This window comes from Sphingomonas sp. UYP23 (assembly GCF_054059235.1).
Genome location: NZ_JBSSBX010000001.1, coordinates 1,864,479 through 1,889,739, shown reverse-complemented (window position 1 = coordinate 1,889,739; position 25,261 = coordinate 1,864,479). Strand labels below are relative to the sequence as shown.

Annotated in this window: 25 protein-coding genes; 12 read left to right on the top strand and 13 right to left on the bottom strand. The window is 67.0% G+C overall.

Going from position 1 to position 25,261, the window contains the following annotated elements:
• Positions 1-14 precede the first annotated feature (14 nt).
• Entirely contained in the window at positions 15-851 is an 837-nt protein-coding gene (locus tag ACVWYO_RS09350; protein WP_457350160.1) for an NAD(P)-dependent oxidoreductase, read from the top strand.
• On the opposite strand, the gene ACVWYO_RS09345 is transcribed toward ACVWYO_RS09350, so the two are convergent.
• The 3 genes from ACVWYO_RS09345 to ACVWYO_RS09335 are packed head-to-tail and all read right to left on the bottom strand — an operon-like array spanning position 761 to position 4,907.
• Entirely contained in the window at positions 761-1,678 is a 918-nt protein-coding gene (locus ACVWYO_RS09345) for a DMT family transporter (protein ID WP_457350158.1), read from the bottom strand. The two genes, ACVWYO_RS09350 and ACVWYO_RS09345, sit on opposite strands and share 91 nt — an antisense overlap.
• Positions 1,675-2,676 (bottom strand): threonine aldolase family protein, encoded by a 1,002-nt coding sequence (locus ACVWYO_RS09340; protein WP_457350156.1) that lies wholly within the window; start codon positions 2,674-2,676, stop codon positions 1,675-1,677. Before ACVWYO_RS09340 ends, ACVWYO_RS09345 begins: the two co-directional genes overlap by 4 nt.
• Positions 2,677-2,720: 44 nt before the next feature.
• Complete coding sequence (locus ACVWYO_RS09335; RefSeq protein ID WP_457350154.1) at positions 2,721-4,907, bottom strand: transglycosylase domain-containing protein; 2,187 nt, start codon at positions 4,905-4,907, stop codon at positions 2,721-2,723.
• A gap of 256 nt (positions 4,908-5,163) precedes the next feature.
• Here ACVWYO_RS09335 and ACVWYO_RS09330 point away from each other — a divergent pair, with 256 nt between their 5' ends.
• Genes ACVWYO_RS09330 through ACVWYO_RS09320 form a run of 3 tightly spaced genes read left to right on the top strand, consistent with a single transcriptional unit; the run spans position 5,164 to position 7,311 of the window.
• Complete coding sequence (locus ACVWYO_RS09330) at positions 5,164-5,769, top strand: NADPH-dependent FMN reductase (protein ID WP_457350152.1); 606 nt, start codon at positions 5,164-5,166, stop codon at positions 5,767-5,769.
• The gene (locus tag ACVWYO_RS09325; protein WP_457350150.1) at positions 5,762-6,955 is read left to right on the top strand and encodes a molybdopterin-dependent oxidoreductase; all 1,194 of its coding nucleotides are present in this window, start codon (positions 5,762-5,764) and stop codon (positions 6,953-6,955) included. Before ACVWYO_RS09330 ends, ACVWYO_RS09325 begins: the two co-directional genes overlap by 8 nt.
• Positions 6,952-7,311, top strand: coding sequence for a cytochrome C nitrite reductase (locus tag ACVWYO_RS09320; protein ID WP_457350148.1), 360 nt, complete (start codon positions 6,952-6,954; stop codon positions 7,309-7,311). The genes ACVWYO_RS09325 and ACVWYO_RS09320 overlap by 4 nt, the downstream gene beginning before the upstream one ends.
• Positions 7,312-7,317: 6 nt before the next feature.
• On the opposite strand, the gene ACVWYO_RS09315 is transcribed toward ACVWYO_RS09320, so the two are convergent.
• From ACVWYO_RS09315 to ACVWYO_RS09300, 4 genes are all read right to left on the bottom strand, one after another.
• Positions 7,318-8,073 carry a TSUP family transporter gene (locus tag ACVWYO_RS09315; protein ID WP_457350146.1) on the bottom strand — a complete coding sequence of 252 codons (756 nt, stop codon included), beginning with the start codon at positions 8,071-8,073 and terminating at the stop codon, positions 7,318-7,320.
• A 111-nt stretch (positions 8,074-8,184) separates the two neighbouring features.
• On the bottom strand, positions 8,185-9,393 hold the full coding sequence (gene rlmN, locus ACVWYO_RS09310) for a 23S rRNA (adenine(2503)-C(2))-methyltransferase RlmN (RefSeq protein WP_457350144.1): 1,209 nt from the start codon (positions 9,391-9,393) through the stop codon (positions 8,185-8,187).
• A 165-nt stretch (positions 9,394-9,558) separates the two neighbouring features.
• Positions 9,559-10,038, bottom strand: a complete 480-nt coding sequence (locus ACVWYO_RS09305) for a hypothetical protein (RefSeq protein WP_457350142.1) — start codon at positions 10,036-10,038, stop codon at positions 9,559-9,561.
• Positions 10,035-10,688 carry a histidine phosphatase family protein gene (locus ACVWYO_RS09300; RefSeq protein ID WP_457350140.1) on the bottom strand — a complete coding sequence of 218 codons (654 nt, stop codon included), beginning with the start codon at positions 10,686-10,688 and terminating at the stop codon, positions 10,035-10,037. Before ACVWYO_RS09300 ends, ACVWYO_RS09305 begins: the two co-directional genes overlap by 4 nt.
• A gap of 137 nt (positions 10,689-10,825) precedes the next feature.
• Between ACVWYO_RS09300 and ACVWYO_RS09295 the strand changes: the two genes are divergently transcribed.
• Positions 10,826-11,509, top strand: a complete 684-nt coding sequence (locus tag ACVWYO_RS09295; RefSeq protein WP_457350138.1) for an outer membrane protein — start codon at positions 10,826-10,828, stop codon at positions 11,507-11,509.
• A gap of 161 nt (positions 11,510-11,670) precedes the next feature.
• Positions 11,671-12,783, top strand: a complete 1,113-nt coding sequence (dnaN, locus tag ACVWYO_RS09290) for a DNA polymerase III subunit beta (RefSeq protein ID WP_457350136.1) — start codon at positions 11,671-11,673, stop codon at positions 12,781-12,783.
• A gap of 123 nt (positions 12,784-12,906) precedes the next feature.
• On the opposite strand, the gene ACVWYO_RS09285 is transcribed toward dnaN, so the two are convergent.
• From ACVWYO_RS09285 to ACVWYO_RS09275, 3 genes are all read right to left on the bottom strand, one after another.
• A complete protein-coding gene (locus ACVWYO_RS09285) occupies positions 12,907-14,229 on the bottom strand; it encodes a PQQ-dependent sugar dehydrogenase (RefSeq protein ID WP_457350134.1) in 1,323 nt (440 codons plus the stop codon).
• Entirely contained in the window at positions 14,229-14,678 is a 450-nt protein-coding gene (locus tag ACVWYO_RS09280) for a DUF2231 domain-containing protein (protein ID WP_457350132.1), read from the bottom strand. Before ACVWYO_RS09280 ends, ACVWYO_RS09285 begins: the two co-directional genes overlap by 1 nt.
• A 118-nt stretch (positions 14,679-14,796) precedes the next feature.
• A complete protein-coding gene (locus ACVWYO_RS09275; RefSeq protein ID WP_457350130.1) occupies positions 14,797-15,363 on the bottom strand; it encodes a carboxymuconolactone decarboxylase family protein in 567 nt (188 codons plus the stop codon).
• 105 nt (positions 15,364-15,468) lie between these two features.
• Between ACVWYO_RS09275 and recF the strand changes: the two genes are divergently transcribed.
• The 6 genes from recF to ACVWYO_RS09245 all read left to right on the top strand — a co-directional run bounded on the left by recF (position 15,469) and on the right by ACVWYO_RS09245 (position 22,033).
• Positions 15,469-16,521, top strand: coding sequence for a DNA replication/repair protein RecF (gene recF, locus ACVWYO_RS09270; RefSeq protein WP_457350128.1), 1,053 nt, complete (start codon positions 15,469-15,471; stop codon positions 16,519-16,521).
• Between the two features lie 85 nt (positions 16,522-16,606).
• A complete protein-coding gene (locus ACVWYO_RS09265; protein ID WP_457350126.1) occupies positions 16,607-17,383 on the top strand; it encodes an OmpA family protein in 777 nt (258 codons plus the stop codon).
• Between the two features lie 193 nt (positions 17,384-17,576).
• Complete coding sequence (locus ACVWYO_RS09260) at positions 17,577-17,801, top strand: hypothetical protein (protein ID WP_457350124.1); 225 nt, start codon at positions 17,577-17,579, stop codon at positions 17,799-17,801.
• Positions 17,794-18,633 carry an SPFH domain-containing protein gene (locus tag ACVWYO_RS09255; protein ID WP_457350122.1) on the top strand — a complete coding sequence of 280 codons (840 nt, stop codon included), beginning with the start codon at positions 17,794-17,796 and terminating at the stop codon, positions 18,631-18,633. The genes ACVWYO_RS09260 and ACVWYO_RS09255 overlap by 8 nt, the downstream gene beginning before the upstream one ends.
• A gap of 86 nt (positions 18,634-18,719) precedes the next feature.
• Positions 18,720-21,236 carry a DNA topoisomerase (ATP-hydrolyzing) subunit B gene (gene gyrB / locus ACVWYO_RS09250; RefSeq protein ID WP_189676450.1) on the top strand — a complete coding sequence of 839 codons (2,517 nt, stop codon included), beginning with the start codon at positions 18,720-18,722 and terminating at the stop codon, positions 21,234-21,236.
• A 29-nt stretch (positions 21,237-21,265) separates the two neighbouring features.
• Positions 21,266-22,033: a class I SAM-dependent methyltransferase gene (locus ACVWYO_RS09245; RefSeq protein ID WP_457350119.1), complete on the top strand. Its 768-nt coding sequence runs from the start codon at positions 21,266-21,268 to the stop codon at positions 22,031-22,033.
• A 128-nt stretch (positions 22,034-22,161) separates the two neighbouring features.
• On the opposite strand, the gene ACVWYO_RS09240 is transcribed toward ACVWYO_RS09245, so the two are convergent.
• From ACVWYO_RS09240 to ACVWYO_RS09230, 3 genes are read right to left on the bottom strand one after another with little or no spacing between them, the layout of a single operon-like run.
• Entirely contained in the window at positions 22,162-23,220 is a 1,059-nt protein-coding gene (locus ACVWYO_RS09240; RefSeq protein ID WP_457350117.1) for a sensor histidine kinase, read from the bottom strand.
• The gene (locus ACVWYO_RS09235) at positions 23,217-23,666 is read right to left on the bottom strand and encodes a response regulator (protein ID WP_140850729.1); all 450 of its coding nucleotides are present in this window, start codon (positions 23,664-23,666) and stop codon (positions 23,217-23,219) included. The genes ACVWYO_RS09240 and ACVWYO_RS09235 overlap by 4 nt, the downstream gene beginning before the upstream one ends.
• Entirely contained in the window at positions 23,663-25,192 is a 1,530-nt protein-coding gene (locus ACVWYO_RS09230; RefSeq protein ID WP_457350115.1) for a sensor histidine kinase, read from the bottom strand. The genes ACVWYO_RS09235 and ACVWYO_RS09230 overlap by 4 nt, the downstream gene beginning before the upstream one ends.
• Between the last annotated feature and the right edge of the window lie 69 nt (positions 25,193-25,261).

Sequence of the window (25,261 nt, the reverse complement as noted above, 5' to 3'; positions counted from 1 at the left end):
CGGAGGGGTAAGACATGCGTCTCCTGATCTTTGGCCTCGGCTATACCGCGCAGGCACTGGCTGCGCGGTTGCGCGGCGCGGGCTGGCAGGTCGTCGGCACGACGCGCGATGGCCGTGGCGACACGATCCGCTTCGACGATAGCGTGGCACTCGCACGCGAGATCGCGGTTGCGACCCACATCCTGTCATCCGTTCCTCCGGCGGGCGAGATCGATCCGGTGCTCGTCACCTATGGCGCAGCAGCAGCGCGGAGCGGGGCGTGGCTCGGCTATCTGTCCTCGACCGGCGTCTACGGCGATGCGGCGGGTGCGTGGGTCGATGAAAGCGCGGCGACCGGAACAGGGCGTCGCAGCGCCCGCGCCGAAGCCGACTCGGCCTGGCTGACGCTTGGCGCGCGTGTGTTTCGCTTGCCGGGCATTTACGGGCCGGGGCGTTCCCCGCTCGATCGCGTCGCGACGGGCGCGGCGCACCGCGTCGAAGCGCCGGGCCAGGTGTTCAGCCGCGCGCATGTTGCCGATATCATCGCCGGGGTGATCGCGGGCTTCGATGCGCCGGCGGGCGCGTACAACCTCGCCGATGATGTGCCGGCGAGCCAGAACGACGTCATCGCCTTCGCGGCAGCGCTGCTGGGGCGCGATCCGCCGCCGTTCGTGCCGCTCGACTCGCTCTCGCCGATGGCGCGCGGTTTCTATGCCGAGAATCGCCGCATCGCCAACGGCAAGGCCAAGCGTGTGCTGGGCTGGCGCCCGGCGTACCCCGATTACCGCGCGGGTCTGCGCGCCCTTAGCGCAATGACCAGCCCACCGACCACCAGCGCCGCGCCCGCCCCCGCGAGCAGCGACCAACGATAGCCCTCGAACAGCGTCGACAGGCACATCGCGATGACGGGAACAAGCACGCCCGAGTAAGCGGCCTTGGCCGGTCCGATCACCCGCAGCACGCCGAAATAGAGCGGAAAGGCGATCGCCGAGGCGAACACGCCGAGATACAGCGTCGCGGCGAGATAGGCAGGCGTGAGTTCGATCACCGGCGGCCCGGTCGTCACCCACGCAAACGCCCCGTCGAAGCTTGCCCCAAGCAGCATCGCGACGCCGAGCATCGGGATCATCGGATAAGCGCGCGCGGTCTGCGTGCCCTGCATCACGTTCGCCGAGGAGGCCGAGACGATCGCCAGCAGCGTGAAGCCGATCCCGGTCAGCGCCTCGACCGGGCCGTGCGGATCGACCCGGATCTCGCGCACGAACAGCAGCGTGACGCCTGCCATCGCCACCGCCATGCCGAGGATCAGCTGGCGCCCGAGCTGCTGGCCCAGGAAGATCCGCCCGAACACCGCATTGGGCAGCAGCATCAGCGCGAACACCACCGCCACGAGCCCCGAAGTAATGTGCATCTCCGCGCGATAGACGAAGTTGAAGTTGAGGCAGAATTGCGCAAGCCCGAGCAGGACCGCGAAGCGCAGCCCGCGTGCATCGAGCCGCAGCGATTCGCGTCGGATCAGCGCGTGGCTGCACATCACCAGGCCAGCGACGAGGAAGCGGTAGGTCACCGACCAGCTCGCCGGTACGACCCCGAGTTGCCCGCGGATCACGAGCCAGGTCGAACCCCAGATCAGCGTGACGATCCCGAACGGAATCAGGATCGCGAGTTTGCTCGAATTGGGCGTGGGCCCAGTGCTCAAAGCGCCGCGATCGCGTCGGCGAGCGGACGGATGTCGGCCGGGTCCTGGTTCCACGAGATGACGAGCCGCGCTTCGCCCGGTCCCCAATCGTAGAAATCGAAGCCGAGCGCGCGCAGGCTCGCGGCCTCGGCGGCAGTGACGCGGATGAACACCTCGTTCGCCTCGACCGGATGCACCAGCCGGTCGCCCGCCGCCTGTGCGAGCAGCGCCGCGCCGGCATTGGCGTTGCGCGCGAGATCGAGCCACAGATCGCCCTCGGTCATCGCAAGCAACTGCGCCGCGAGGTAGCGCCCCTTGCACAGCAACATGCCGGCGCGCTTGCGGCGATAGAGCGTCGCATCGGCGAGGTCGGTGTCGAAGAAGATCAATGCCTCGGCGTTCATCCCGCCATTCTTGATGAAGCCGAAGCTCAGCGCGGTGACGCCCGCGCGCCACGTCACGTCGGCGGGCGCGCAATCGAGCGAGGCGACCGCATTGGCGAAGCGCGCGCCGTCCATGTGCAGCGCGAGCTTGCGCGCCTTGGCGAGATCGCCGATCGCGGCGACCTCGGCGGGCGAATAGACACGGCCATATTCGGTCGCGTTGGTGATCGAGATCGCGTGCGGCTGCGTGTGGTGGACGTCGTAGCGCGTCGCGTCGAGCACCGCGCTGATTGTTTCCGGCGTCAGCTTTGCGCCTTCGCCGTCGGCGAGGAACAGCTTGGCGCCGTGCGTGAAGAATTCGGGCGCGCCGCATTCGTCATTCTGGATGTGCGATTCGCGGTGGCAGACGATGCTGCCGTGTGGCGGGCATAGCGCGGCCAGCGCGAGGCAATTCGCCGCGGTGCCCGACGGCACCCACAGCGCGCGCACCTCGGTTTCGAACAGCTCGGAAAAGCGCGCGTCGAGCTGCTTGCTCCAGCGGTCGCCATCATACGCGGTGTCGAGCACGTTGGCGTCGGCCATCGCGGTGAAGATCGCCGGATGGACCGGGGCGGCATTGTCGGAGAAGAAGCGCATGGCGCGGTCTTGCGGGGCCGGTCGGGCGCCGTCAACTCGCCCGATCAGCGATCGTCCTCATAATCCCGGGAGTCGCGACGATCGTCGCGGCCACCGCGCTCCGGATCGCGTCCGAAATCGCGGGGCGGGGCGCGTTCCTCCGGGTAACTCCGGCGGCGATCGCGCTCGTCTGGGCGGTTCGACTGGAAGTCGAGCTCGCCATTGCGCAACCGCACGCGACCGATCCCGGGGATTTCGCCCTCGACCGGCGGGATGTTCGACGGATCGAGGAAATTCTCGAGCGTCTCGCCAAAGCCGTTGGCGGCGTCGGGATCGACCATTTCGTCTTCGGCGGGTGCGGCGACTTGCGCGGCGCCGACCCCCAGCGCCTGCTGCATGAAATCGCGCCAGACGCGTGCCGGTACGCCGCCCCCCGACAGGCCGGCATTGGGCGTATTGTCGTCATTGCCGACCCACACGCCAACGACCAGGCCATTGGCGAAGCCGACGAACAGCGCATCGCGATTGTCCTGCGTCGTGCCGGTCTTGCCATAGGTCTTGACCGACAGCGCGGCGGCGCGTCCCGTGCCGGTCTCGGCCGAGGCCGACAGCAGGTCGAGCATCTCGTCGTGCACCGTGCCGTCGAGCGCATGCGTGCGGTCAGTCAGCGTCGCGAGCACGCCGCGCTCGGGCGGATCCTCGAGCCCGCGCGGGCGCACCGGATATTGCTCGGCGGCGACCGCGGCATAAGCGGCAGTCAGGTCGAGCAGCGACATGCTCGACGTGCCGAGGGCGATCGTCGCTTCGCTCGGGATCGGCGTCGAAACGCCGAGATCGCGCGCCGCCTGGATCACCTTGGCGACGCCGACCTGCTGCGTGATCCGCGCGGCGGCGACGTTGGACGAGCGCGCGAACGCCTGGCGCAGCGTGATCGGCCCGAGATAGCGCCCATCGGCGTTTTTCGGGCTCCAGTTGGCGATCGTGATCGGCTTGTCGTCGACCACCGAATCGGGCGTCATCCCGCTGCGCATCGCGGCGAGATAGACGAACAGCTTGAACGCCGACCCCGGCTGGCGCTGCGCCTGCGTCGCACGATTGAACGGACTGTCGGCATAGGACCGCCCGCCGACCATTGCGACGACGCGTCCGTCGGGGCGCATCGCAACCAGCGCGATCTGCGCCTGTTTGAGCCCCGCGCGCTTCACCGCGCGCTCGGCGGCGGCCTGCAGCCGGCGGTCGAGCGTCGTCCGCACGGTCGATTCGGTTGCGATCTCACCGGCATGGTCGCGCGCGGCGGGGAGCACCCAATCGGCGAAATAGGTGCCGTTGGGCAGCGGCGCCTTTGCTTCGGGTACGACGCGGGCGGGGCGCACATCGGCCGCTTCGTCTTTGTCGAGCAACTTGGCGTCGACCATCGCGGCGACCACCAGCCGCGCCCGATCGCGTGCGCCCTGAATGTTGGTCGTTGGCGCGAGCTTGGAGGGCGCCTTGACCAACCCGGCGAGCATCGCCGCCTGGCCGATCGACAAATTCTCGGGGCGGCGCGCGAAATAGTGCCGCGCCGCAGCGCGCAGACCATAGACGTTGTCGCCGAAATACACGTTCGACAGATAGCGCGACAGGATCTGATCCTTGGTCAGCCACGCCTCGAGCCAGAAGGCGATCATCACTTCGCGGATCTTCCGCGCGGCGGTGCGATCCGAATCGAGAAAGGCGTTCTTGGCGAGCTGCTGCGTGATCGTGCTGCCGCCCTGGTCGCGCCCCTTCGAGGTCAGATTGTGCCAGAAGGCGCGCGCGATGCCGCGCGGGTCGATTCCCCAATGCGAGCGGAAGCGCCGGTCCTCGATCGCGAGAAAGGCGTTGGTGACGTTTTTCGGCAGCTTCGCCGCGTCGACCGGCGCGTCGATTACCGCCCCGCGCCGCGCGAAGGGCCTGCCGTCGTCGGCGAGCAGGGTGATGCTGGGTGGCGTCGGCGGCTGGAGCGATTTCGACAAGGGCGCGGTGACCGCGAGCCAGCCGACCGCGAACACGAACAATACGATCAGCGCCGCAACGCCACGCATGATCCAGCGCATATACTTGCGGCGGCGTACCGTCGGGATCTGTGCTGCATAGCGCTCGTAATCGAAGGCTGGCTGCGGCGGATAGGCCGGGTCGACCCGTCGCTCGGGCGGCGGCATGCCGTGCGTCAGTTCGAGCGCATCGTCGGCGTCGCGCGCGTCCGCGTCACGACCGGAGGAGAAGAAACGCATGACTAGATCCCGCAACGACGAGCGTGTGTATTAGTCATGTATAACAGGTGGTGCAAGCGGGGAGCGGACATTGCCATGGCTGTAGCAGCCGACGCGCGAGCAAGCGAGACGTTCCCCGTAGCGACGACCGGCATCGCTTGCCGAATCCGGGCGCCGCAGCGTAGGATCACGCACGACTTCCATCTTGAGGCGAGCCCCTGACAACGCTATCACAATGGCGTCAGGCGGTCGCGCCACTCTGCCGAAAGCCTTGTTCATGTCCGACGCTCCCTCTGCTTCGCCTGCATCCAGCCAGCCCTTGGTGGTCGGCATCGGCGGCACGATCGGCGGCACCTCCTCGACCGAGCGCGCGCTCGCGATCGCGCTCGAGGCGGCGGGCAAGGAGGGATTTCGCACGCGGCTGTTCGGCGGCGCCGAGATGGGGCGGTTGCCGCTCTATGATCCCAAGGCAACCTCGCGTACCCCGGAGGAGCGCGATTTCGTCGATACGGTGCGCCAGGCGTCGGCGCTGATCATCGCGTCACCCGGCTATCACGGCAGCATTTCGGGCGTCGTCAAGAACGCGCTCGATCTGCTCGAGGAAACCGCGCGCGATCCGCATCGGCCGTATCTTGCCGACATGCCGGTCGGTTTGATCGCGACGGCCTATGGCTGGCAGGCGACGGGCAGCACGATCGCCGCGCTGCGCTCGATCGTCCACGCGCTGCGCGGCTGGCCGACGCCGTTTGCCGCAGCGGTCAACTCGCAGGTGACCAAGTTCGACGACGAAGGTGGCGCGAACGATCCCGCGGTGCTCGAGCAGTTGCGGATGGTCGGCCAGCAGGTCGCGCGCTTTGCCCCGCTGGCGATCCAGCATGGATGACGCGCTGCGCCAGCAGATCGGCCGGCGCGGCGCGCTCGCGCTCGGCGCAGGCGCGCTGGCAAGCAGCCCGCTGTGGGCGCAGTCGCTCGTCGATCTCGGCTTTTCCGAGAAGGATGGCCGACGCCCGCTGACCGACGCCTTCCCCGGCAAGACGGGGATGATCCTGCAGCGCACGCGCGGACCTTTGCTCGAGACGCCGATGGCGGCGTTCGACGGCGCGCTGTCGGACGATCCGGCGACGCCCAACGACCGCTTCTTCGTGCGCTGGCATTATGCCGACATTCCATTGTCGGTCGACGCTGCCGCGTTCCGTCTGCACATCAAGGGCGCGGTCAACCGGGCTCTGTCGTTGTCGCTAGATGCGATCCAGAGCTTGCCCGCGGTCGAGATCGCCGCGGTCAACCAATGTTCGGGCAACTCACGCGGGCTGTTCGCCCCGCGCGTCCCCGGCGCGCAATGGGGCAATGGCGCGATGGGGCATGCGGTGTGGACCGGCGTGCGGCTTTCCGACCTGCTCGACCGGGCGGGGATCGCCGCTGGCGCGCAGCATGTCCGCTTCGCGGGGCTCGACCGGCCGCCGGGCGATGCGCCGTGGTTCGCCAAGACGCTGACGCTCGCGCAGGCGCGCAGCCGCGACGTGATCGTCGCGTACGGGATGAACGGGGTGCAGCTGCCGCTGCTCAACGGCTTCCCGCTGCGGCTGATCGTGCCGGGCTATTATTCCACCTATTGGGTCAAGGCGCTCGATTCGATCGAGGTACTGACCGCCCCCGACACGGGCTATTGGATGGACAAGGCGTATCGCATCCCGACCGCGCCGCGCGCGAGCGTCGTCCCCGGCGCGAAGGATTTCCCGACCGCACCGATCGGCCGAATGCTGCCGCGCGCCTTCTTCACCAAGGCCGATGCGCAGGCCGTGCGCGGGATCGCGATGGGCGGCGACGCCGGTGTCGCGAAGGTCGACTGGTCGATCGATGCGGGCAAGAGCTGGCATGCGGCACAGCTCGGGCGCGATCACGGGCCGTATGGCTTCCGGCGCTGGGCCGCGGTCCTGCCGCGCGGCAGCCACACGGTTGCGGTGCGCACGACCAATCTGCGCGGCGTCGTGCAAGCCGCCGATCCGATCTGGAACCCGGGCGGCTATATGCGCAACGTGATCGAGACCGCGAAGGTCACCGTGGCATGAGCCGCGCGCTTCTTATCATCGCGCTGCTGCTCGTGCTCGGCGGCTGCCAGCGGTATGCGACGCCGGGCGAGACGCATGACGGCGGCGGCGCGCCGCAGACGATCGCGCTGAGTTCGCAAAGCATGACGCTGCCGACCGAGACCGTCGTGCTTCCGGCGAGCGCCGAGATCGTCAGCACGAACTGCACCGCCTGCCACTCGGCCGAACTGATCCTGACGCAGCCCAAGCTCAAGCCCGAGCAATGGGCCGCCGAAGTCACCAAGATGCGCACCGCGTACAAGGCGACGATCGCCGAGTCGGACGATCCCAAGCTCGTGGCGGCGTTGATCGCGCTGCAGGGCGGCGCAGCGCGCTGAACGGCGTCAGGCGTAGGCGCGCCAGAAGAACACGCCGGTCGTCACCGCTGTGACGAGCAGCGTCCAGCCGCGCACCACGCCGGCGGGCAGTCGCTTGCCGATATGCGCGCCCCCCCAGCCGCCGAGCATCCCGCCGGCGAGCATCGGCAGGCACGCGCTCCACGCCACCAGCCCGACCGCGATGAACACGATCGCCGCCGCCGCATTGGCGACCGCGAGCATCAGCGTGCGCGGCGCGAACAGCGCGCGCGGCGACACGCCTGCGAGCAGGCCGTAGATCGCGGTCGTCATCAGCCCGACGCCACCGCCGAAATAGCCGCCATAGATGCCGAGCAAGCCTTGCGCGACGATCAGCGTCCGCGTGCCGATCGCGACGCGACGGCGCAGCGCCTCGGCCGCGCCCGCACCAAAGGCGAGCACGCCGAAGGCGAAGAGCAATAGCCAGGGAATGACAAGGTCGAACACGTGCGTCGGGGTGAGCGCGAGCAGGGCGCTGCCCGCCAGCCCGCCGCCGAAGGTGATCGCCGCGAGCGTCCGCACGCGAACGCCGCCGATCGGCGCGAGTTCGTCGCGGAATGCCCGGGCGCTGGTCGCAGCCCCCGGAAGCAAAGCGACATTTGAGGTCGCGTTGGCGGTATTGGCCGGGAGACCTAGCGCGATCAGCGCTGGCAGCGTTGCGAAAGTGCCGCCGCCGGCAAGCGCGTTCATTGCGCCGCCGAGGATGCCGGCGCCCGCGGCGAGCGCGATTGTCGTCAGGTCCACTCAAACCTCGTCATGTCGGGCCTGTCGCGGAGTCGATTGCACCGCACATCCTGCCCACGGCGCTCTTGCTGCACGGTGGACCCAGGGACAAGCCCGGGATGACCGTCGAGGTCAGCCCAGCGCGGCGAGCTTCGCCTCGGCTTGGCGATCGAGCTCGGCGCGGCTCTGCTTCTCGCTCGCTGTCTTCAACTGGCCGCACGCCGCATCGATGTCGCGCCCGCGCGGGGTGCGCACCGGCGCGCTGATCCCGGCGTCGAACACGATGTTCGAGAAGGACTTGATCCGCTCGGGCGTCGAGCATTCGTACGGCGCGCCCGGCCACGGGTTGAACGGGATGAGGTTCACCTTCGCCGGCAGATCGTAATGCTTGAGCAGCCGGACAAGCTCGCGCGCATCGGCATCGCTGTCGTTCTTGTCCTTGAGCATGACGTATTCGAAGGTGATCCGCCGCGCATTGTTCGTACCGGGATAATCGGCGCACGCCTGGAGCAATTCCTCGATGCCGTATTTCTTGTTGATCGGCACCAATTCGTCGCGGACTTCCTTGGTGACGGCATGGAGCGAGATCGCGAGGTTGACCGAAATCTCCTCGCCCGCGCGCGCCATCAACGGCACGACGCCCGAGGTCGACAGCGTAATCCGGCGGCGCGACAGACCGAGCCCGTCGCCATCCATCACGATCTTCAAGCCATCGCGGACATTGTCGAAATTGTAGAGCGGCTCGCCCATCCCCATCATCACGATGTTGGTGAGCATCCGCCCCTCGGGCTGGCTCGGCCATTCGCCGAGCGCGTCGCGCGCGAGCATCACCTGCCCGACGATCTCGCCTGCCGTCAGGTTGCGCACCAGCCGCATCGTGCCGGTGTGGCAGAAGCTGCAGTTGAGCGTGCAGCCGACCTGGCTCGATACGCACAGCGTCCCGCGGTCGGCATCGGGGATGAACACCATCTCGTAATCATTGCCGTCGTCCGAGCGCAGCAGCCATTTGCGCGTGCCGTCGTTCGACACCTGCGCCTCGACCACTTGCGGGCGCGAGATGACGAATCGCTGCTCGAGCCACGGCTGCATCGTCTTGGCGATGTCGGTCATCAGCGCGAAGTCGCGCACGCCGCGATTGTAGATCCAGTGCCACAGCTGTTTCGCACGCAGTTTCGCCTGTTTGGGGTCGAGCTGCGAGGTCTCGAGCGCGAGCCGCAGATCGGCCTTCGAGAGGCCAAGCAAGTCGATCCGCCCGTCGGCACGCGGTACAAGTGTGCGGGGCACGGGCACGGGGTCGATATGGCCGGGGATGGCCATCAAAGTCGTCGCAGAGTTGGGCATGGGCCGCATATAGCGCGTTTCGGCGCGTTTTTCTACCGGTGCGCGACGCGCCCGCGAGTGTACCCCGTCACCCTCGCGAAAGCGAGGGTCCCGCTTCTTCTACTGACGGGGACCAGGTAGCGGGATCCCCGCTTTCGCGGGGATGACGGGGAGTGGTGTCCGGCGCTAGCGCGCGACGCACCCGAGCGACGCCGCATCGATCGCGGTCGCCGCACCGCGCAAGGCATAGACGTCGGCAAACGGCGCGCCGGTCTTGGCGAGCGTCTCGACGCTCATGCTGCGGCTCGCACGCAGCGCGGCGACAATCGCCGAGTCGGTGCGTGCGTCGGGGGCCCAGGCATCGGTCGGGCCCGCAACCAGTTCGAAACGCCGCTCGCCAACTGAGAGCGTGACGCGCGACTGCGGGTTGCGCTCGCGGCTCAGGCGGATGTGCAATTGGTTGCGGATGCCGCGACCGGGCCAGGTCGCGACGCTCGCGAACGGACGCCAGCGCGACGCCCCGCCCGCCTGGACCGGCTGCGCGATCGCGTAGCAGCGGCGCGGCGTCGCATCGCTAAAGGCACCCCACCGATCGAACACGCCGAGGGATTCGCGCGCCGGGACGGGCGTGGCGACCAGCAGCGCGAGCGCCGCCAGTTGTATCATGCCGGCGCGTGCCCGGCGCCGCGATGGACGATCGACTCGGCCCCGCGCTCGATCAGCACGACCGATCCTTGCGGCAGACCCGGTGCGGCAGGCGCGCCATAGCCGTCGAGATTCGCGAAACCCGTCATCACGCCGCGCAGAACGCGGCTCGAAATTCCGTGCATGATGATAAGACGGTCGCCGGAATCGCCGTCGGTATCGGACAGCCATCCTGACACACGCGCCACAATTTCGGGATAGGTTTCGCCATCTTCTGCCGGAAAAAGCAGCCCGTGCGCCCGATCGACGACCGTGACGCCGGCGTCGGCGAGATCGGCATAATAGCGCCCGCCCCAGCTTCCGGTGCCGATCTCGACGAGCCGGACATCGGTCCGCGCGGCATGCCAGTCGAGCTCGAGATGCTCGGCGATCACCGCCAGCGTCTGCAGCGCGCGCCCGGTGGGGGAGGCCCATAAGGTCAGTACGGGTTTGGCCCCCAACTGCGCCCGTAGCGCACGCCCCATTTCATCGGCCTGGGCAAATCCAGCGCGCGTCAGCGGGGTGTGCGGATGATCGCCCTGCAGCCGCCCGGCGGCGTTGAACACCGTCTCGCCATGCCGCGCGATATAATCGCGGCCGCTTCGTGGCGGCTTCTGGGCGTTGGTCTCCATGACGTCGCTTTCAACCCCGTGTGGCGCAATAGCAACGCCTTATCCCGTTGTCTGAGGTTCATGCAACGTCGTCGCTCCACGCCTATTTGAGCAGTCCCACCAGGGATCGGTGGATGTTTACCAACGGAGTTACCCCAATGCGCACGTTCGCTCTCACCGCTGCAACCGCAGCGCTCACGCTCGGCCTCGCTGCCCCCGCTTTCGCCCAGGACGGCCCGCCGCCCTCCAGCGTTCGCGATGACGCGACCTTCACCGGTCCCCGCGCCGGCGTGATCCTCGGCTATGACAAGCTGCAGCCCGGTCGTGGCCCGAATTCGGACATCGACAGCAATCGCAAGGCCGACGGCCTGACCTATGGTGGCGATATCGGCTATGACGCCGCGTTCCATGGCGTCGTGGTCGGCGTCGAGGGCGAAGTCACCGGGTCTACCGCCGATGTCAGCAATGCCCCCACCAGCGCCGGCGCGCTCGGCTATGGCCGCGTCAAGACCGGCCGCGATCTCTATGTCGGCGGGCGCCTCGGCTATGTCGTCGCCCCCAAGACGATGATCTATGCCAAGGGCGGCTACACCAATGCGCGGCTTGACCTGACCGCGAACAACGGCACGACCACCACCGGCAACCACTATAACCTCGACGGCTACCGCGTCGGCGCGGGTGTCGAGCAGAAGATCGGCCGCACCACCTACGCCAAGGTCGAGTATCGCTATTCGAACTATGGCGATGCGCGGCTCGAATATGCAAATGGCGGCAACACCAACAATTTCGACGTCAACACCGACCGTCATCAGGTCGTCGTCGGGCTGGGTGTCCGTTTCTGAGCCACAACGGCAAGATTTTGCCGGAGTGTGAAGGGGGTCGGAGCGCTTGCTCCGGCCCCTTTTATGTTTAAGGAAAGGGACACGGCGTATTGCCCCCGAATGCGCCGAAAAGCGCATGGATTCGGTGGGATGTTTGGGCGACTTTGGCCCGGGGGAACGACATGAAGGCGACGATCGAACGCGCGACCCTGTTGAAGGGCCTCAGCCACGTGCAAAGCGTGGTCGAGCGGCGCAATACCATCCCGATCCTGTCGAACGTGCTGATCGAGGCGACGGCCGAGGGCGGCCTCAAGCTGATGGCGACCGACCTCGACCTGCAGATCAACGAGACGATCGCCGCCGCGGTCGATCAGCCCGGCGCGACGACGGTGTCGGCGCACACCTTCTTCGACATCTGCCGCAAGCTGCCCGAGGGCAGCCAGGTCAGCCTGGCCGCGGCTGACGGCAAGATGACGATCATGGCCGGCCGCGCGAAGTTCCAGCTCGGCACGCTGCCGCGCGACGATTTCCCGGTGATCGCCGAGGGCGAGCTGCCGGTGTCGTTCGAACTGCCGGCCGAGACGCTCAAGCAGATCATCGACAAGACGCGCTTCGCGATCTCGACCGAGGAAACGCGCTACTATCTCAACGGTATCTTCTGGCACGTGTCGGACGATCCCGTGCCCGTGCTCAAGGCCGCCGCGACCGACGGCCATCGTCTTGCGCGCGTGACGATGCCGCGGCCCGAGGGCGCCGAAAACATGCCGGACGTGATCATCCCGCGGAAGTGCATCGCCGAACTGCGCAAGCTGCTCGACGAGGTCGATGGTTCGGTCGGCGTGTCGCTGTCGCCGACCAAGATTCGCTTCGATCTAGGGCAGGCGCTGCTGACCTCGAAGCTGATCGACGGGACCTTCCCCGACTACAGCCGCGTTATCCCGACCGGCAACGACAAGATCCTGAAGATCGATCCGCGCAGCTTCGAAGAAGGCGTCGACCGCGTCTCGACGATCGCCACCGAGAAGACGCGCGCAGTCAAGATGGCGCTCGATCGCGACAAGATCATCCTGTCGGTGACGAGCCCCGAAAACGGCACCGCCGCCGAAGAAGTGCCCGGCGAATACGTCGCGCTCGGGTTCGAGATCGGCTTCAACAGCCGCTATCTGCTCGACATCCTCGGTCAGCTCGAAGGCGACACGATCGAGGTCCACCTTGCCGATGCCGCAGCTCCGACGCTGATCCGCGAGAATGACAAGTCGTCGGCGCTGTACGTGCTCATGCCGATGCGCGTCTGAACCTACCTTGGTCCCTCCCCTGAAGGGGAGGGGTTGGGGTGGGGACGTCTCAACGAATCCGACGCTGGGGTGCAGGCACGGCCCCACCCCAAACCCCTCCCCTGAAGGGGAGGGGCTTAAGTGCTATTTCCCTGCCGTGCTCACGCGCCACACCGTATCGCCGAGATCGTCGGCGATCAGCAGCGCGCCCTGCTTGTCGACCGCGAGTCCGACCGGGCGACCCCGTGCCACGCCATCGGCCGCGATAAAGCCGTCGACGATCGTCTTGGCCTTGCCGACCGGCTTGCCATTGGCGAACGCCACGAACGATACGCGATAGCCGTTCAGTTCGCCGCGATCCCAGCTGCCATGTTCGCCGATGAAGGCGCCGTTCTGATAGGCGGCGGGCAGATTGGCGCCGGTATAGAAGGTCAGGCCGAGCGGTGCGACATGGCTCGACAGCGCATAATCGGGAGCGATCGCCCGCGCGATCATGTCGGGACGCTGCGGACGCACGCGTGGGTCGGCGTGCTGGCCATAATAGCTGTACGGCCAGCCATAGAAGGCGCCGTCCTTCACCGAGGTCATGTAATCGGGCACAAGGTTCGGCCCGAGCTCGTCGCGCTCGTTGATCACCGCCCAGAGCTGCCCGGTCTGCGGGTTGAAGGTCAGCCCGTTGGGGTTGCGCAGTCCCGTCGCATAGGGGCGGTGCGCGCCGGTCGCGCGGTCGACTTCCCAGATCCGCGCGCGCTCTTCCTCGGCGGCGCGGCCATTCTCGAGGATGTTGCTGTTCGAGCCGATGCCGACATAGAGCTTGCTGCCATCGGGGCTGGCGGTGAGGCTCTTGGTCCAATGATGGTTGATCGGCCCGCCCGGCAGCGCGGTCAGCAGCGTGCCGCGCGCGGTGATCTTCGTCTGGCCGGTGACATAGGGGAAGCGCACGATGCCATCGGTATTGGCGACGTACAGATCGCCGCCGACAAGCACGATCCCGAACGGCGAATAGAGGTGGTCAAGGAAGACGCTCTGCTGATCGGGAATGCCGTCACCATTGGTATCGCGCAGCAGCGTCACGCGGTTGCCGCCTTTGGCGCCGGCGCCGGCGAAGCCCTGGACCCAGCCCATGATGAAGTCCTTTGGGCGCTCGATCGGTTCGGTGCCCGGGCCGTTCGATTCGACGACGAGGATATCGCCATTCGGAAGGACATAGGGCTGGCGCGGGTGCTGCAACCCGGTGGCGACGGCGCGGATCTGCAGCCCGGCTGGAACGTGCGGCGTTTCGCCCGCCTTCCAGCCGACCGCCTTGGCGATGTGCATCGGGGGGATGAGATACTGGTTGGGCGCGGGCAGCACCGGATTGGGGCCGACCTGGCTGTCGCGATCGAACGACGCGCCGCTATCGGTGCAGCCGGCCAGAGCGAGCAGCGCGACGCAAGGGAGCGCGGCGGTGCGAAGCAGAGCGCGCATTACTGGATCTCCCCATGTGTGGTGCGGTAGGCGATCGGGCGACCGATCAGCGCGGTGACGATCATCGCCGCGACGGTCAGCACCGATAGCGTCAGTCCGGCGGGGACGACGGAGGTCCAGGCGTCGCGGCTGTGAACGAAGTTGTTGATGAGCGCGAGCACCATCACGACCAAATTTCCGACACTGTGTAACCGTGCGGGACGCTGCTGACGGATCCCGCGCTTGCGGCTAAAATCGATGATCCCGGCGATCGCCGCAAGGACTGCGAAGACCATGCCGACGAACAGCAGCCACGCCGAGAAGTTCGCCCATTGCATATCGGCGCTCGCTGCATAGGCGAGGTCGGTGGCGAGCGCGCCGGTGACGCAGACGATCGGCACCGGCCCCAGAAACGCATGGATCGGGTGGCGGATGACGGGCACCGCCACGGTTCGGTTCGTATCGGTCACGGGATACCTTTCGTTCGGCGCGCGCGGTCGGGGCCTTGGGTCAATACGATCGCACTGGCGGGATGTTCCGTGCGATCCATTGGATAAGACACGACTTTTTTGAGGGGTGCCGCGGCGGTTACGCGCGTTCGGGCACCGGCACGTTGAAGCCGTTGAGCGTCATCGACACGAGCGCGTACAGCCCGACAAGGTAGATCAGTTCGTTGGTGCCATGCTGCCCGAACGTATCGAGCGCGAGCGCGTAGCACGGCTCGGGCAGCACCCCGCCGTTCACCAGCGCGAAGGCGACGTCGTACGCGACGCTCTCCTCGGCGTTGAGGTCGCCCGGCTTGATGTTGGCGCACAGCTGCGACAGACGCTGCGGCGACATCTGCTCTTTTTCGGCGACAGCGACATGGGCGTAGATTTCATACGCGGCATCGAAATGCGCGCCGGTGACGAGGATCGCGATCTGGCGCGGCTTGTCCTTGAGCGTCGCCTGCGCGGTCATCGCCTTGGTCAGGTCCCACACGGCCTTGCCGATCACCGGTTCGTGCAGCCACGGATTCCACGGCCCGATCAGCGCGCCACCCGCGCCGATCGTCTTGAAGGCGCTGAAGCTCGAGGCGATGCCGTGCTTCATATCGTCGTAGAGCGGCTTTTGCGCGTCGGTAAGGTCGGCGGGCGCGATCGGGGGCAAACGCAAGGCGGGTCTCCTTGGAAGATCGATCGGGTAGCGCGTGGTGCTGGCGAAACGTTCCATGACAAAAGGCTCATGATCTCTGCGCGAAACCGGCTAAGGCCCTCGACAATGTTGACGCGTCTCGTCCTGACCGATTTTCGCAACCACGCCGATCTGACGATCGCGGCAGGACCCGGCTTCATCGTCCTCACCGGCGAGAATGGGGCGGGCAAGACCAATGTGCTCGAAGCGGTATCGCTGCTTGCGCCGGGCCGCGGCCTACGCCGCGCGGCGTTGGGCGAGATGGCGCGGCAAAGCGGGGCAGGGGGCTTCGGCGTCGCCGCCGAGCTGACCGGCGACGTCGCGATCGCGACCGGCGCGCAAGCCGCAGCGCCCGAGCGGCGCATCGTCCGCGTCCAGGGATCGCCGGTCGCCGCGACCGCGCTCGCCGAGTGGCTGACGGTGCTGTGGCTGACCCCGGCAATGGACCGAGTGTTCGTCGAACCCGCGGGCGAGCGACGCCGCTTCCTCGACCGGCTGACGCTGGCGCTCGCGCCGGGGCACGCGGTCCACGCCAATCGCTACGAGGCTGCGATGCGTGCGCGCAACCGGTTGCTGGCGGACGACGTGCCGCCCGACCGGGACTGGCTTACTGCGCTCGAGACGCAAATGGCCGAGCATGGCGCGGCGATCGATGCGGCGCGGCGCGACACGGTGGCGGCGCTTGCCGAGCGACTGGCGGGACAGGCCGACGGACCGTTCGCGCGCGCTGGGCTTGCGCTCGAGGGGTGGACCGGCGCAGGTGCGACGCTCGCCGCCGATCTCGCGCAGAGCCGCGCGCGCGACGCCGCTGCGGGGCGCACGCTGATCGGGCCGCATCGCGCAGATCTGGCGGTGACCCATCTCGGCAAGAACCAGGCGGCGGGCCTGTGTTCGACCGGCGAGCAGAAGGCGCTGCTTCTTGGCATCATCCTCGCGCATGCCGAGCTCGTCGCCGAGCGGACCGGCAGCGCGCCCGTGCTGCTGCTCGATGAAGTGGCGGCGCATCTCGATCCGGTGCGGCGCGCGGCGCTGTTCGAACGGCTCGCGGGCAAGGGCCAGGTGTGGATGACCGGAACCGAGGATGCGCTGTTCACCGATCTCGGGGACGATGCGGTGCGGCTGACGCTGCGCGGCGCCTGAACGCAGCCTGTCGGCGGAACTCACGCCGCGTTCAAGCGATCGGCTGCATCGCTCCCTGCATGGCGGGGGCCATGGAGAGTATGCGATGACGACATTCCGCAAGACCATTCTCGCCGCAACCGCTGCCGCGATCGCGCTTGGCGCGGGCGTTGCCCCCGCATCCGCGCAGGACCGCTGGGACTGGGGTGGTGGCCGCCACGGCGACCGCGAGTACCGCCTGATCGGCGCCGGCGTGCCGATCCTCTACCCCGAATTGCGCTCGACCAACCGTGGCCGCGCGTTCGTGATGCGCAATTTCGACTATAACCGCGACGGGCGCGTCCAGCCGCGCGAGGCCGACGCCGCCAATCGCGCCTTCGCCCAGGTCGCCGGCCCGCGTCGCGACCGCTTCGACTGGGAATCGCGCGACCGTGTCGTCGTTGTCGAGCAGCGCGGCCCACAGGGCGGTGGCTGGGATCGCGGCGCGATGCGCGGCTATGGCTTTCGCCAGACCTCGCGCGGTGCGATGATGCGGCTCGACGAGGATGTGCTGTTCGCGACCGACAGCGCGGTGCTGCGCCCCGGCGCGATCGACAAGCTGCGCACGCTCGCCAATTATCTGCGCTCGGAGTCGGGCGTGCGCGTCGCGATCGACGGCTATACCGACTCGCGTGGCACTGACGCGCACAACCAGGCGCTGTCCGAGCGCCGCGCCGATGCGGTCCGCACCGCGTTCGACCAGATGGGGGTGACGCGCGCGCGCTTCTCGGTCGTCGGGCATGGCGAGGCGAGCCCGGTCGCGCCCAACACCACGCCCCAGGGGATGCGCCAGAACCGCCGCGTCGAGGTCACCCTGCTCGGCCAGCGCGCCGACCGCTTCTGATCCTACTCACGGCCCCGGCGATCCTCGCCGGGGCCGTTTTTCATCGTGCAGCCACTGCATGCATGATTGCGCTCCGCGGATGCCGATTCCCGTTGTAGCGCTCCCGTAACAAGCAGATATTCCGCCTCGCGCATCCCTCGATGCACTGCGGCCCCGGCATCCAATCGGGGGCGTTCGAAGGCTCGGTCTTCCCATGAAATCGCTGGATCTGTGGCTCGTCGGCTTTGGCTTGCGCTGCGCGGGGCTGCTCGTCTGCGAGCTGGCCTGTTTCGGCTTCGTCATCCCCTCGCTGTTCAACCTGCATAGCGACGCGGCCGATGTCGGCGCGGCGCTGATCGCGCTCGTCGCCGGCTTTCTGTCGGTGACCGCGCTGACGCGCGAATTCACCCTCCTCCTGCTGGACAAGGACCATGACTAAACTCGTTCGTTTCGCACCGCTGTTGCTGATCCCGTTGCTCGCGATCCTGCCGATGAGTTCGTGCAGCCGCGTCGAGCCAGGGCATGTCGGAATCAAGGTGAGCAATTTCGGCAGTTCGGCAGGCGTTGCCGACCAAGCCCTGGGAGTCGGCTGGTATTTCACCCCGTTCGGCACCAACATCTTCGAATATCCGATCTACACCTCGACCTATGCCTGGACCAAGTCGGCGACCGAACAGACCGGCGTCGACGAGGAATTCCCCTTCCAGGATCGCAACGGCCTGAACCTCTCGGCCGACGTGTCGGTGGCGTATCGCGTCGATCCGGTGAAGGCGCCGATCCTGTTCCAGAAATACCGGATCGACATGGCGGGGATCGTCGCGGGACCCTTGCGCAACGCAGTGCGCAGCGCGCTCAACGAGGAGGCGGCCGGGCTCGGCGTCGAGGAGATCTATGGCCCGAAAAAGGCGGCCTTGTTGTCTAAAGTGCAGCGCGACGTCGATCGCTATTTCGAACCCGTCGGGCTGCATGTCGAGCAGCTCTATTGGGCGTCGAACATCCGCGTGCCCGATCAGGTGCTGAACCAGATCAACACCAAGATCGCCAACGAGCAGGCGGCATTGGCGGCGCAGGCGAACGTTGCGACGGTCAAAGCCAATGCCGATGCGCGGATCGCCGACGCCGAGGGCAAGGCGAAATCGTCGCAGATCGAGGGTGATGCGTTGCGCGCCAATCCCGAGATCCTGCGCCAGCGCGCGATCGAGAAATGGGACGGCAAGCTGCCCACCTATAGCGCGGGCGGCGGGCAATTGCCCTTCATCATGGGCAAGTGACGCGCATCCGGCCCGGGACCGCGAGTCCCGGGCCGGAAAGTGCCATTTTGCTTCCGTTTTCCGGCCATCGACCCTATATGCTCGGCATGGCAGAAGACCCCAATACGAATGATTACGGCGCCGACTCGATCAAGGTGCTCAAAGGCCTCGACGCAGTCCGCAAGCGCCCCGGCATGTATATCGGCGATACCGACGATGGCTCGGGCCTCCACCACATGGTGTTCGAGGTTTCGGATAACGCGATCGACGAAGCGCTCGCCGGGCATTGCGACCGGATCGACATCACGCTCAACGCCGACGGCTCGGTCTCGGTCGAGGATAACGGCCGCGGCATCCCGACCGGCATCCACACCGAGGAAGGCGTTTCGGCGGCCGAGGTCATCATGACCCAGCTCCACGCCGGCGGGAAGTTCGAGAACACCTCCGACGACAATGCGTACAAGGTTTCCGGCGGCCTGCACGGCGTCGGCGTCTCGGTCGTCAACGCGCTCAGCGAATGGCTCGATCTGACGATCTTCCGCGACGAGCAGGAGCATTACATGCGCTTCGCGTTCGGCGATGCCGTTGCCCCGCTCAAGATCGTCGGCCCCGCGCCGGGCAAGAAGGGGACGCGCGTCACCTTCTTCCCGAGCCCCGCCACCTTCAAGATCACCGAATTCGACTTCGACAAGCTCGAGCATCGCTACCGCGAGCTCGCCTTCCTCAACTCGGGCGTGCGGCTGTATCTCAACGATGCGCGCCATGCCGACCTCAAGACGGTCGAGCTCTATTACGAGGGCGGGATCGCCGCGTTCGTGAAGTATCTCGATCGCAACAAGGTGCCGTTGATGCCCGAGCCGGTGGCGATCTCGGGGACGCGCGACGACGTGACGATCGACGTCGCGCTCGAGTGGAACGACTCGTATTACGAGAACGTCCTCGCCTTCACCAACAACATCCCGCAGCGCGACGGCGGCACGCACATGGCGGCGTTCCGCGCGGCGATGACGCGGACGCTCAACAATTATGCCGAGAAATCGGGGCTCCTCAAGAAGGAGAAGGTCACGCTGACCGGCGACGACATGCGCGAAGGGTTGACCGCGATCGTCTCGGTCAAGCTGCCCGATCCCAAGTTCAGCTCGCAGACCAAGGACAAGCTCGTCTCGTCCGAGGTGCGCCAGCCGCTCGAATCGCTGATGGCAGACAAACTGGCTGAGTGGCTCGAGGAGAACCCGGCGCACGGCAAGGCGATCGTCGCCAAGATCATCGACGCCGCCGCCGCGCGCGAAGCCGCCAAGAAGGCGCGCGAACTGACGCGGCGCAAGGGCGTGATGGACATCGCCTCGCTGCCGGGCAAGCTCGCCGACTGCCAGGAGCGTGACCCCGCCAAGTCCGAGCTGTTCCTGGTCGAGGGTGACTCGGCCGGTGGTTCGGCCAAGCAGGGGCGTGACCGCCACTTCCAGGCGATCCTCCCCTTGCGCGGCAAGATCCTCAACGTCGAGCGCGCGCGGTTCGACCGGATGTTGTCGTCGAAGGAGATCGGCACGCTGATCCAGGCGATGGGCACCGGCATCGGCCGCGACGATTTCAACGTCGAAAAGCTGCGCTACCACAAGATCGTCATCATGACCGACGCAGACGTTGACGGCGCGCATATCCGCACGCTTTTGCTCACCTTCTTCTATCGCCAGATGCCCGAGATCATCACCGGCGGCCACCTCTACATCGCGCAGCCGCCGCTCTACAAAGCGACGCGCGGGCGGTCGGAAGTGTATCTCAAGGACGATAGCGCGCTCGACGAATATCTCGTCGAGGCGGGTGTCGCCGGCACCGTGCTCGAGGGCGTGCAGGGCGGTTCGCGCTCGGGGCAGGATCTGCGGATGCTGGTCGACCATGCACGGCGGATGCGGACGCTGATGCGCTACATCCCGCGGCGCTACGATCCGACGATCGTCGAGGCGCTGGCGATGGGCGGTGCGCTCGATCCGGCGCTCGATCTCGAGGCGCGGCGCGAAGTCGTCGTCCAGGTCGTGCGCGGGCTCGACGCCGGAGATCCCGAGGCGCGCTGGTCGGCCAGGCTCGCCGAAGATGGCGGCTTCCATGTCGAGCGCGTGTGGCGCGGCGTGACCGATCATCACATCATCGAAGGCGCGTTCCTCGGCTCGGCCGAGGCGCGCAAGCTGCACGGCCTCGCGGTCGAGCAGCAGGAAGCCTACGAGCAGACCGCGCGGATCGTCTCGTCCAAGGCGGCCGCCGCTGCGCAGGCCGAAGCCGATGCGGCCGAGGATGAGACGGCAGCGACCGAGGCGCCGGCGCAGGCGCCGGTGGCGACCGCTGCCAAGGGCTCGACCATGGTCGCACGCCCGTCGCAGCTGCTCGATGCGATCCTCGCTGCGGGCCGCAAGGGGCTCGCGATCCAGCGCTACAAGGGTCTCGGCGAGATGAATGCCGAGCAATTGTGGGAAACTACGCTCGATCCGCAGGTCCGCTCGATGCTGCGTGTCGAGATCGAACAGGCCGACGTCGCCGACGAGATCTTCACGCGGCTGATGGGCGACGTGGTCGAGCCGCGGCGCGAGTTCATCCAGGAGAATGCGCTGAACGTCGCCAATCTCGACGTCTAGCGGGAGCATCACACGAGGGGAGACGGCACATGCGAGCATTTCTGACGGGCGTGGCGGCAACGGCGTTGATCGCCACGGTGGCAAGCGCAGCCGGGGTCCCGGCCTCGGTGCACAACGCGAAGCAGACCCAGAAGGCGGTCGCGACCGCGCTCGCCAGCCCAGCGCGGGCCGATCAGGCGACCGATGACGCGCGGCGCAAGGCGGCCGAAGTGCTCGCTTTCTCGGGCGTCGGTCCGGGCGACGAGGTGCTCGATTTCCTGCCGGGTTCTGGCTATTGGACGCGCATCTTCACGGGCGTCGTCGGCACGTCGGGGCATGTCTATTCGGTATGGCCTGCGGCGATGGCGAAATATGCCGGCAAGGGCGCGACCGCGCTCGAGGATCGGCATCTGTCGAACGTGACCGTCAAGGTGCTCGGATCGGGCATCGTCGCGGCGTCCGAGCCGGTCGACCTGGTCTGGAGCGTGCAGAACTATCACGATCTCGCCAATAACGGCGCGGGCGAAGCCGGGATCGACCAGATGAATGCCGAGGCGTTCAAGGCGCTCAAGCCGGGCGGCACCTATCTCGTGATCGACCATGCCGATGCCGCGGGCACGGGACTGACCGGGACCGACACCAAGCACCGGATCGACCCGGCAGTGGTCAAGACCGAGGTCGCCAAGGCCGGTTTCCAGTTCGTCGGAGAGAGCGATGTGCTGCGCAATCCGGCCGACGATCACAGCGCCAAGGTGTTCGACCCGGCGATCCGCGGCAAGACCGACCAGTTCGTCTTGAAGTTCCGCAAGCCGCGCTGACGGTAAGCACTCACCCATCGGTGGGACGCTGGGCTCGTCCCGGCATCCCACCGCGCCGCAGATACTGAAGCCATTGTTTGCCGCTGCCGTGGGCCCCGGCACGCGGCCGGGGTGACGGCCCTGATGGTTTAATCGAGCGCGGCTCGGAGCGTCGCGCGGACGCCGGTGCGGCTCGCGGTCTCGTATTCGACGATCGTCTGCAGGCTCTGCGCCATTGCGCGGATCAGCTTGGTCCCGACCCCCGTCCCACGCGGTGCGGCGTCGGCGACCATGCCGACCCCGTCATCCTCGACCGCGAGCCGGAAATGCCCGTCGCCATCGCCGGTGAGCGAAACGCGCACTTCGCCGCCGCTCGCTGGATAGGCGTATTTGCAGGCGTTGCTGACCAGTTCTGTAACGATCACGCCGAGCGACACCGCACGATCGGTCGACAGCCGGATCGACTCGGCGGCGAGCGACAGCACGCGTGGCGCGCCCGGGGTCGACCAGGTCTCGCCCAGTTCGTCGACCAGCGCGCCGAGATATTCGCGCATGTCGACCTGCTCGACATCGTTGCTGGTGTAGAGCCGGCGATGGACCTGCGCGATTGCAGCGATGCGGCGCTGCGTATCCTCGAGCGCCAGCCGCGCGTTTTCGTCGGTCAGTGCGGTCGATTGCATCCGGACCATCGCCGAGACGATCTGCAGCGAGTTCGCGACGCGGTGATTGACCTCGCGCAAGAGCGCCTCGAGCCGAGCGTTGCTCGCGCGCAGCTGGTCCTCGGCGGCGGTCTTGTCGCGTTCGAGCGCGGCGCGCTGGAGCACCTGGCCGAAGGCGCTGGCGAGCAGGTCGAAAAAGTCTGTCCCGACGGTCTTGACGACATAATCGGCCGCGCCCGCTTTCAGCGCGGCGACCGCGATCCGGCCCTCTTCGGAGCCGGTGACATAGACGACCGGCGGCATCCCCGGCAGGACCCGCAGCCGCTCGAGCGTCTCGAGTCCATCCATCCCCGGCATGTAATGGTCGACCGCGATCAGATCGAACGGCCGGCCCTCGGCGACCGCCGCCTGAGCGAGCGCAATCCCCTCGGCTCCGCCCTCGGCGACGGTGAGCGTGTAGCCGTAACGCGCGAGCGTGCGAACGGCGAGGCGGCGCAGGCCCGCGTCGTCGTCGATATAGAGGATCGCAGCGCCGGCGGCTTGGTTCACCCCTTGGGCTCGATGTCAGGTACCTGAATCACCGAAAGGAACAGGCCGAGCTGGCGGATCGCCGTCGCAAAGCTCTCATAATTGACCGGCTTGGTGATGTAGACGTTGCAGCCGAGATCGTAGCAGCGCTGGATTTCGACCTTGTCGTCGGTCGTGGTCAGGACGACGACGGGAGTGCGACGGAGCGGACCGTCGGCCGCCTTGATCTTGGCGAGGATGTCGGTGCCGCTCATGTCAGGCAGGTTGAGATCGAGCAGCACGAGCGCGGGGCCGTTACGCTGCGGGCCGTCCTCGCTGTTGAACAGATAATCGAGCGCGGTCGTGCCGTCGGTGAAATGCGTAATCGCGTTGAGGATGCCCGCGCGGCGGATGTTCTTCTCGATCAGGCGCGCATGCCCCTCATCGTCTTCGATCATCACGATGCTGACGCTCTTATGATCGGTCATCTCTGGGTTTCCCGCGTGTCTGCAGTGTTGGGGTCGACGAAGATCTTGGGCAAATTCAACCGGAAGGTCGAGCCCCGCCCGAGCTCCGAGGTGACGTCGATAACGCCGCCGAGGCGATACGCCAAGGCACGGACATGCGCGAGTCCGATCCCCTCGCCGGGTTGATCCTGATTCCCGGCACGCCGGAACAGGTCGAACACGCGCTGGTGATCGTTGGGTCCGATGCCCCGGCCGTCGTCCTCGAACTCGAAGGTCACGCGCTTGCCATGCGTCTTGCCGCGCACGACGATATGGCCGGCGCGATCGGGGCTGAGATATTTGACGGCATTCTCGATCAGGTTCGAGAAGATCTGCTCGATCGCGAGCCTGTCGCTGACAAGGCCTGGCAGCGGCGCGTCGATCACCAGCGTCGCGCCGCGCGCCTCGATCTGCGTCTGCAGGCTCGCCCCGATCGCCTCGACCATCGCGGTGACGTCGAGCCGCTGCGGTGCGATGACGCGGCGGCCCTCGCGCGACAGTTTGAGGATCGCATTGATCAGCCGGTCCATCTTCTGCGTCGATGTGCGGATGAAGCGGATCGCCTCGGGCAGATCCTCGCGCGCAGCGAGCCTGGCATCCTCGGTGACAATCTCGGGCGCATGTGCTTCGGCGCGGTCGATCAGCGCGCCGATCTCCGTGGTCGCGCTTTCGAGTTCGGCGGTGAAGCCCATCACGTTGACCAGCGGGCTGCGCAAATCATGGCTGACGATATAGGCGAAGCGCTGGATCTCCTCGTTCGCGCGCGTCAGATCGGCGGTACGCTCTTGAACCTGCTCCTCGAGCGTATCGGCAAAATCGCGCAGCGCATCCCGTGAGGTGGCCAGATCGCGCGTATAGCGCAGCACGGTCAGCAACGTGGCGGCCGCCACAAGCACCAGCAGCAGCCCGGCGATGGCGAGCGTCGCGTAGAAAATGCGCACACTGGCTTGTTGCGCGGCGTCGCGGATCGCGAGCAGGCGCTGCTCCTCGGCAATCATCGCATCGGCGCGCGCGCGCATCACGAGCATGCGCTGCGCGTTGCTCTCACCCTGGAAGAGCGTGACCGCGCGTTCGCGTTCGCCGCTCCGCGTCAGCGCGATTGTTTGCTCGCGCTGACGCGAGAGCGCGTCGACCAAGATGCGCAGGCTCAGGATGTTGCGCTGTTGGCGCGCATTGTCCTGCGTCAACCTGGCGATCATGTCGAGGTTGGCGGGCAGCTGTCCCATCGTCTTGCGATAGGTGTCGAGATAGACCTGCTTGGCGGTCAGGACATAGCCGCGCCGCGCGGTCTCGGTCTGCTCGATCAGGATCCGTGCGCGACCGATCGCGAGTTCGACCTCATAGGTATGGTTGACGTCGCGCGTGTGGCTTTCGTTCTGCGCAGTCGACCAGGCGGCGGAGATACCGGCCGCAATCAAGGCTGCGAAGCCAAGCGCCATACAGGCCACGAGGTATCGGCCCATGCGCCCCTCGCTTACGCCGAAACCGAGGGGGAAACGCTTGAACATCCACACGTCCTTACGCAGCGACAACAAAAATAACCAGTATGGCTGGGTTGACCCAAATCAAGTTTGGCC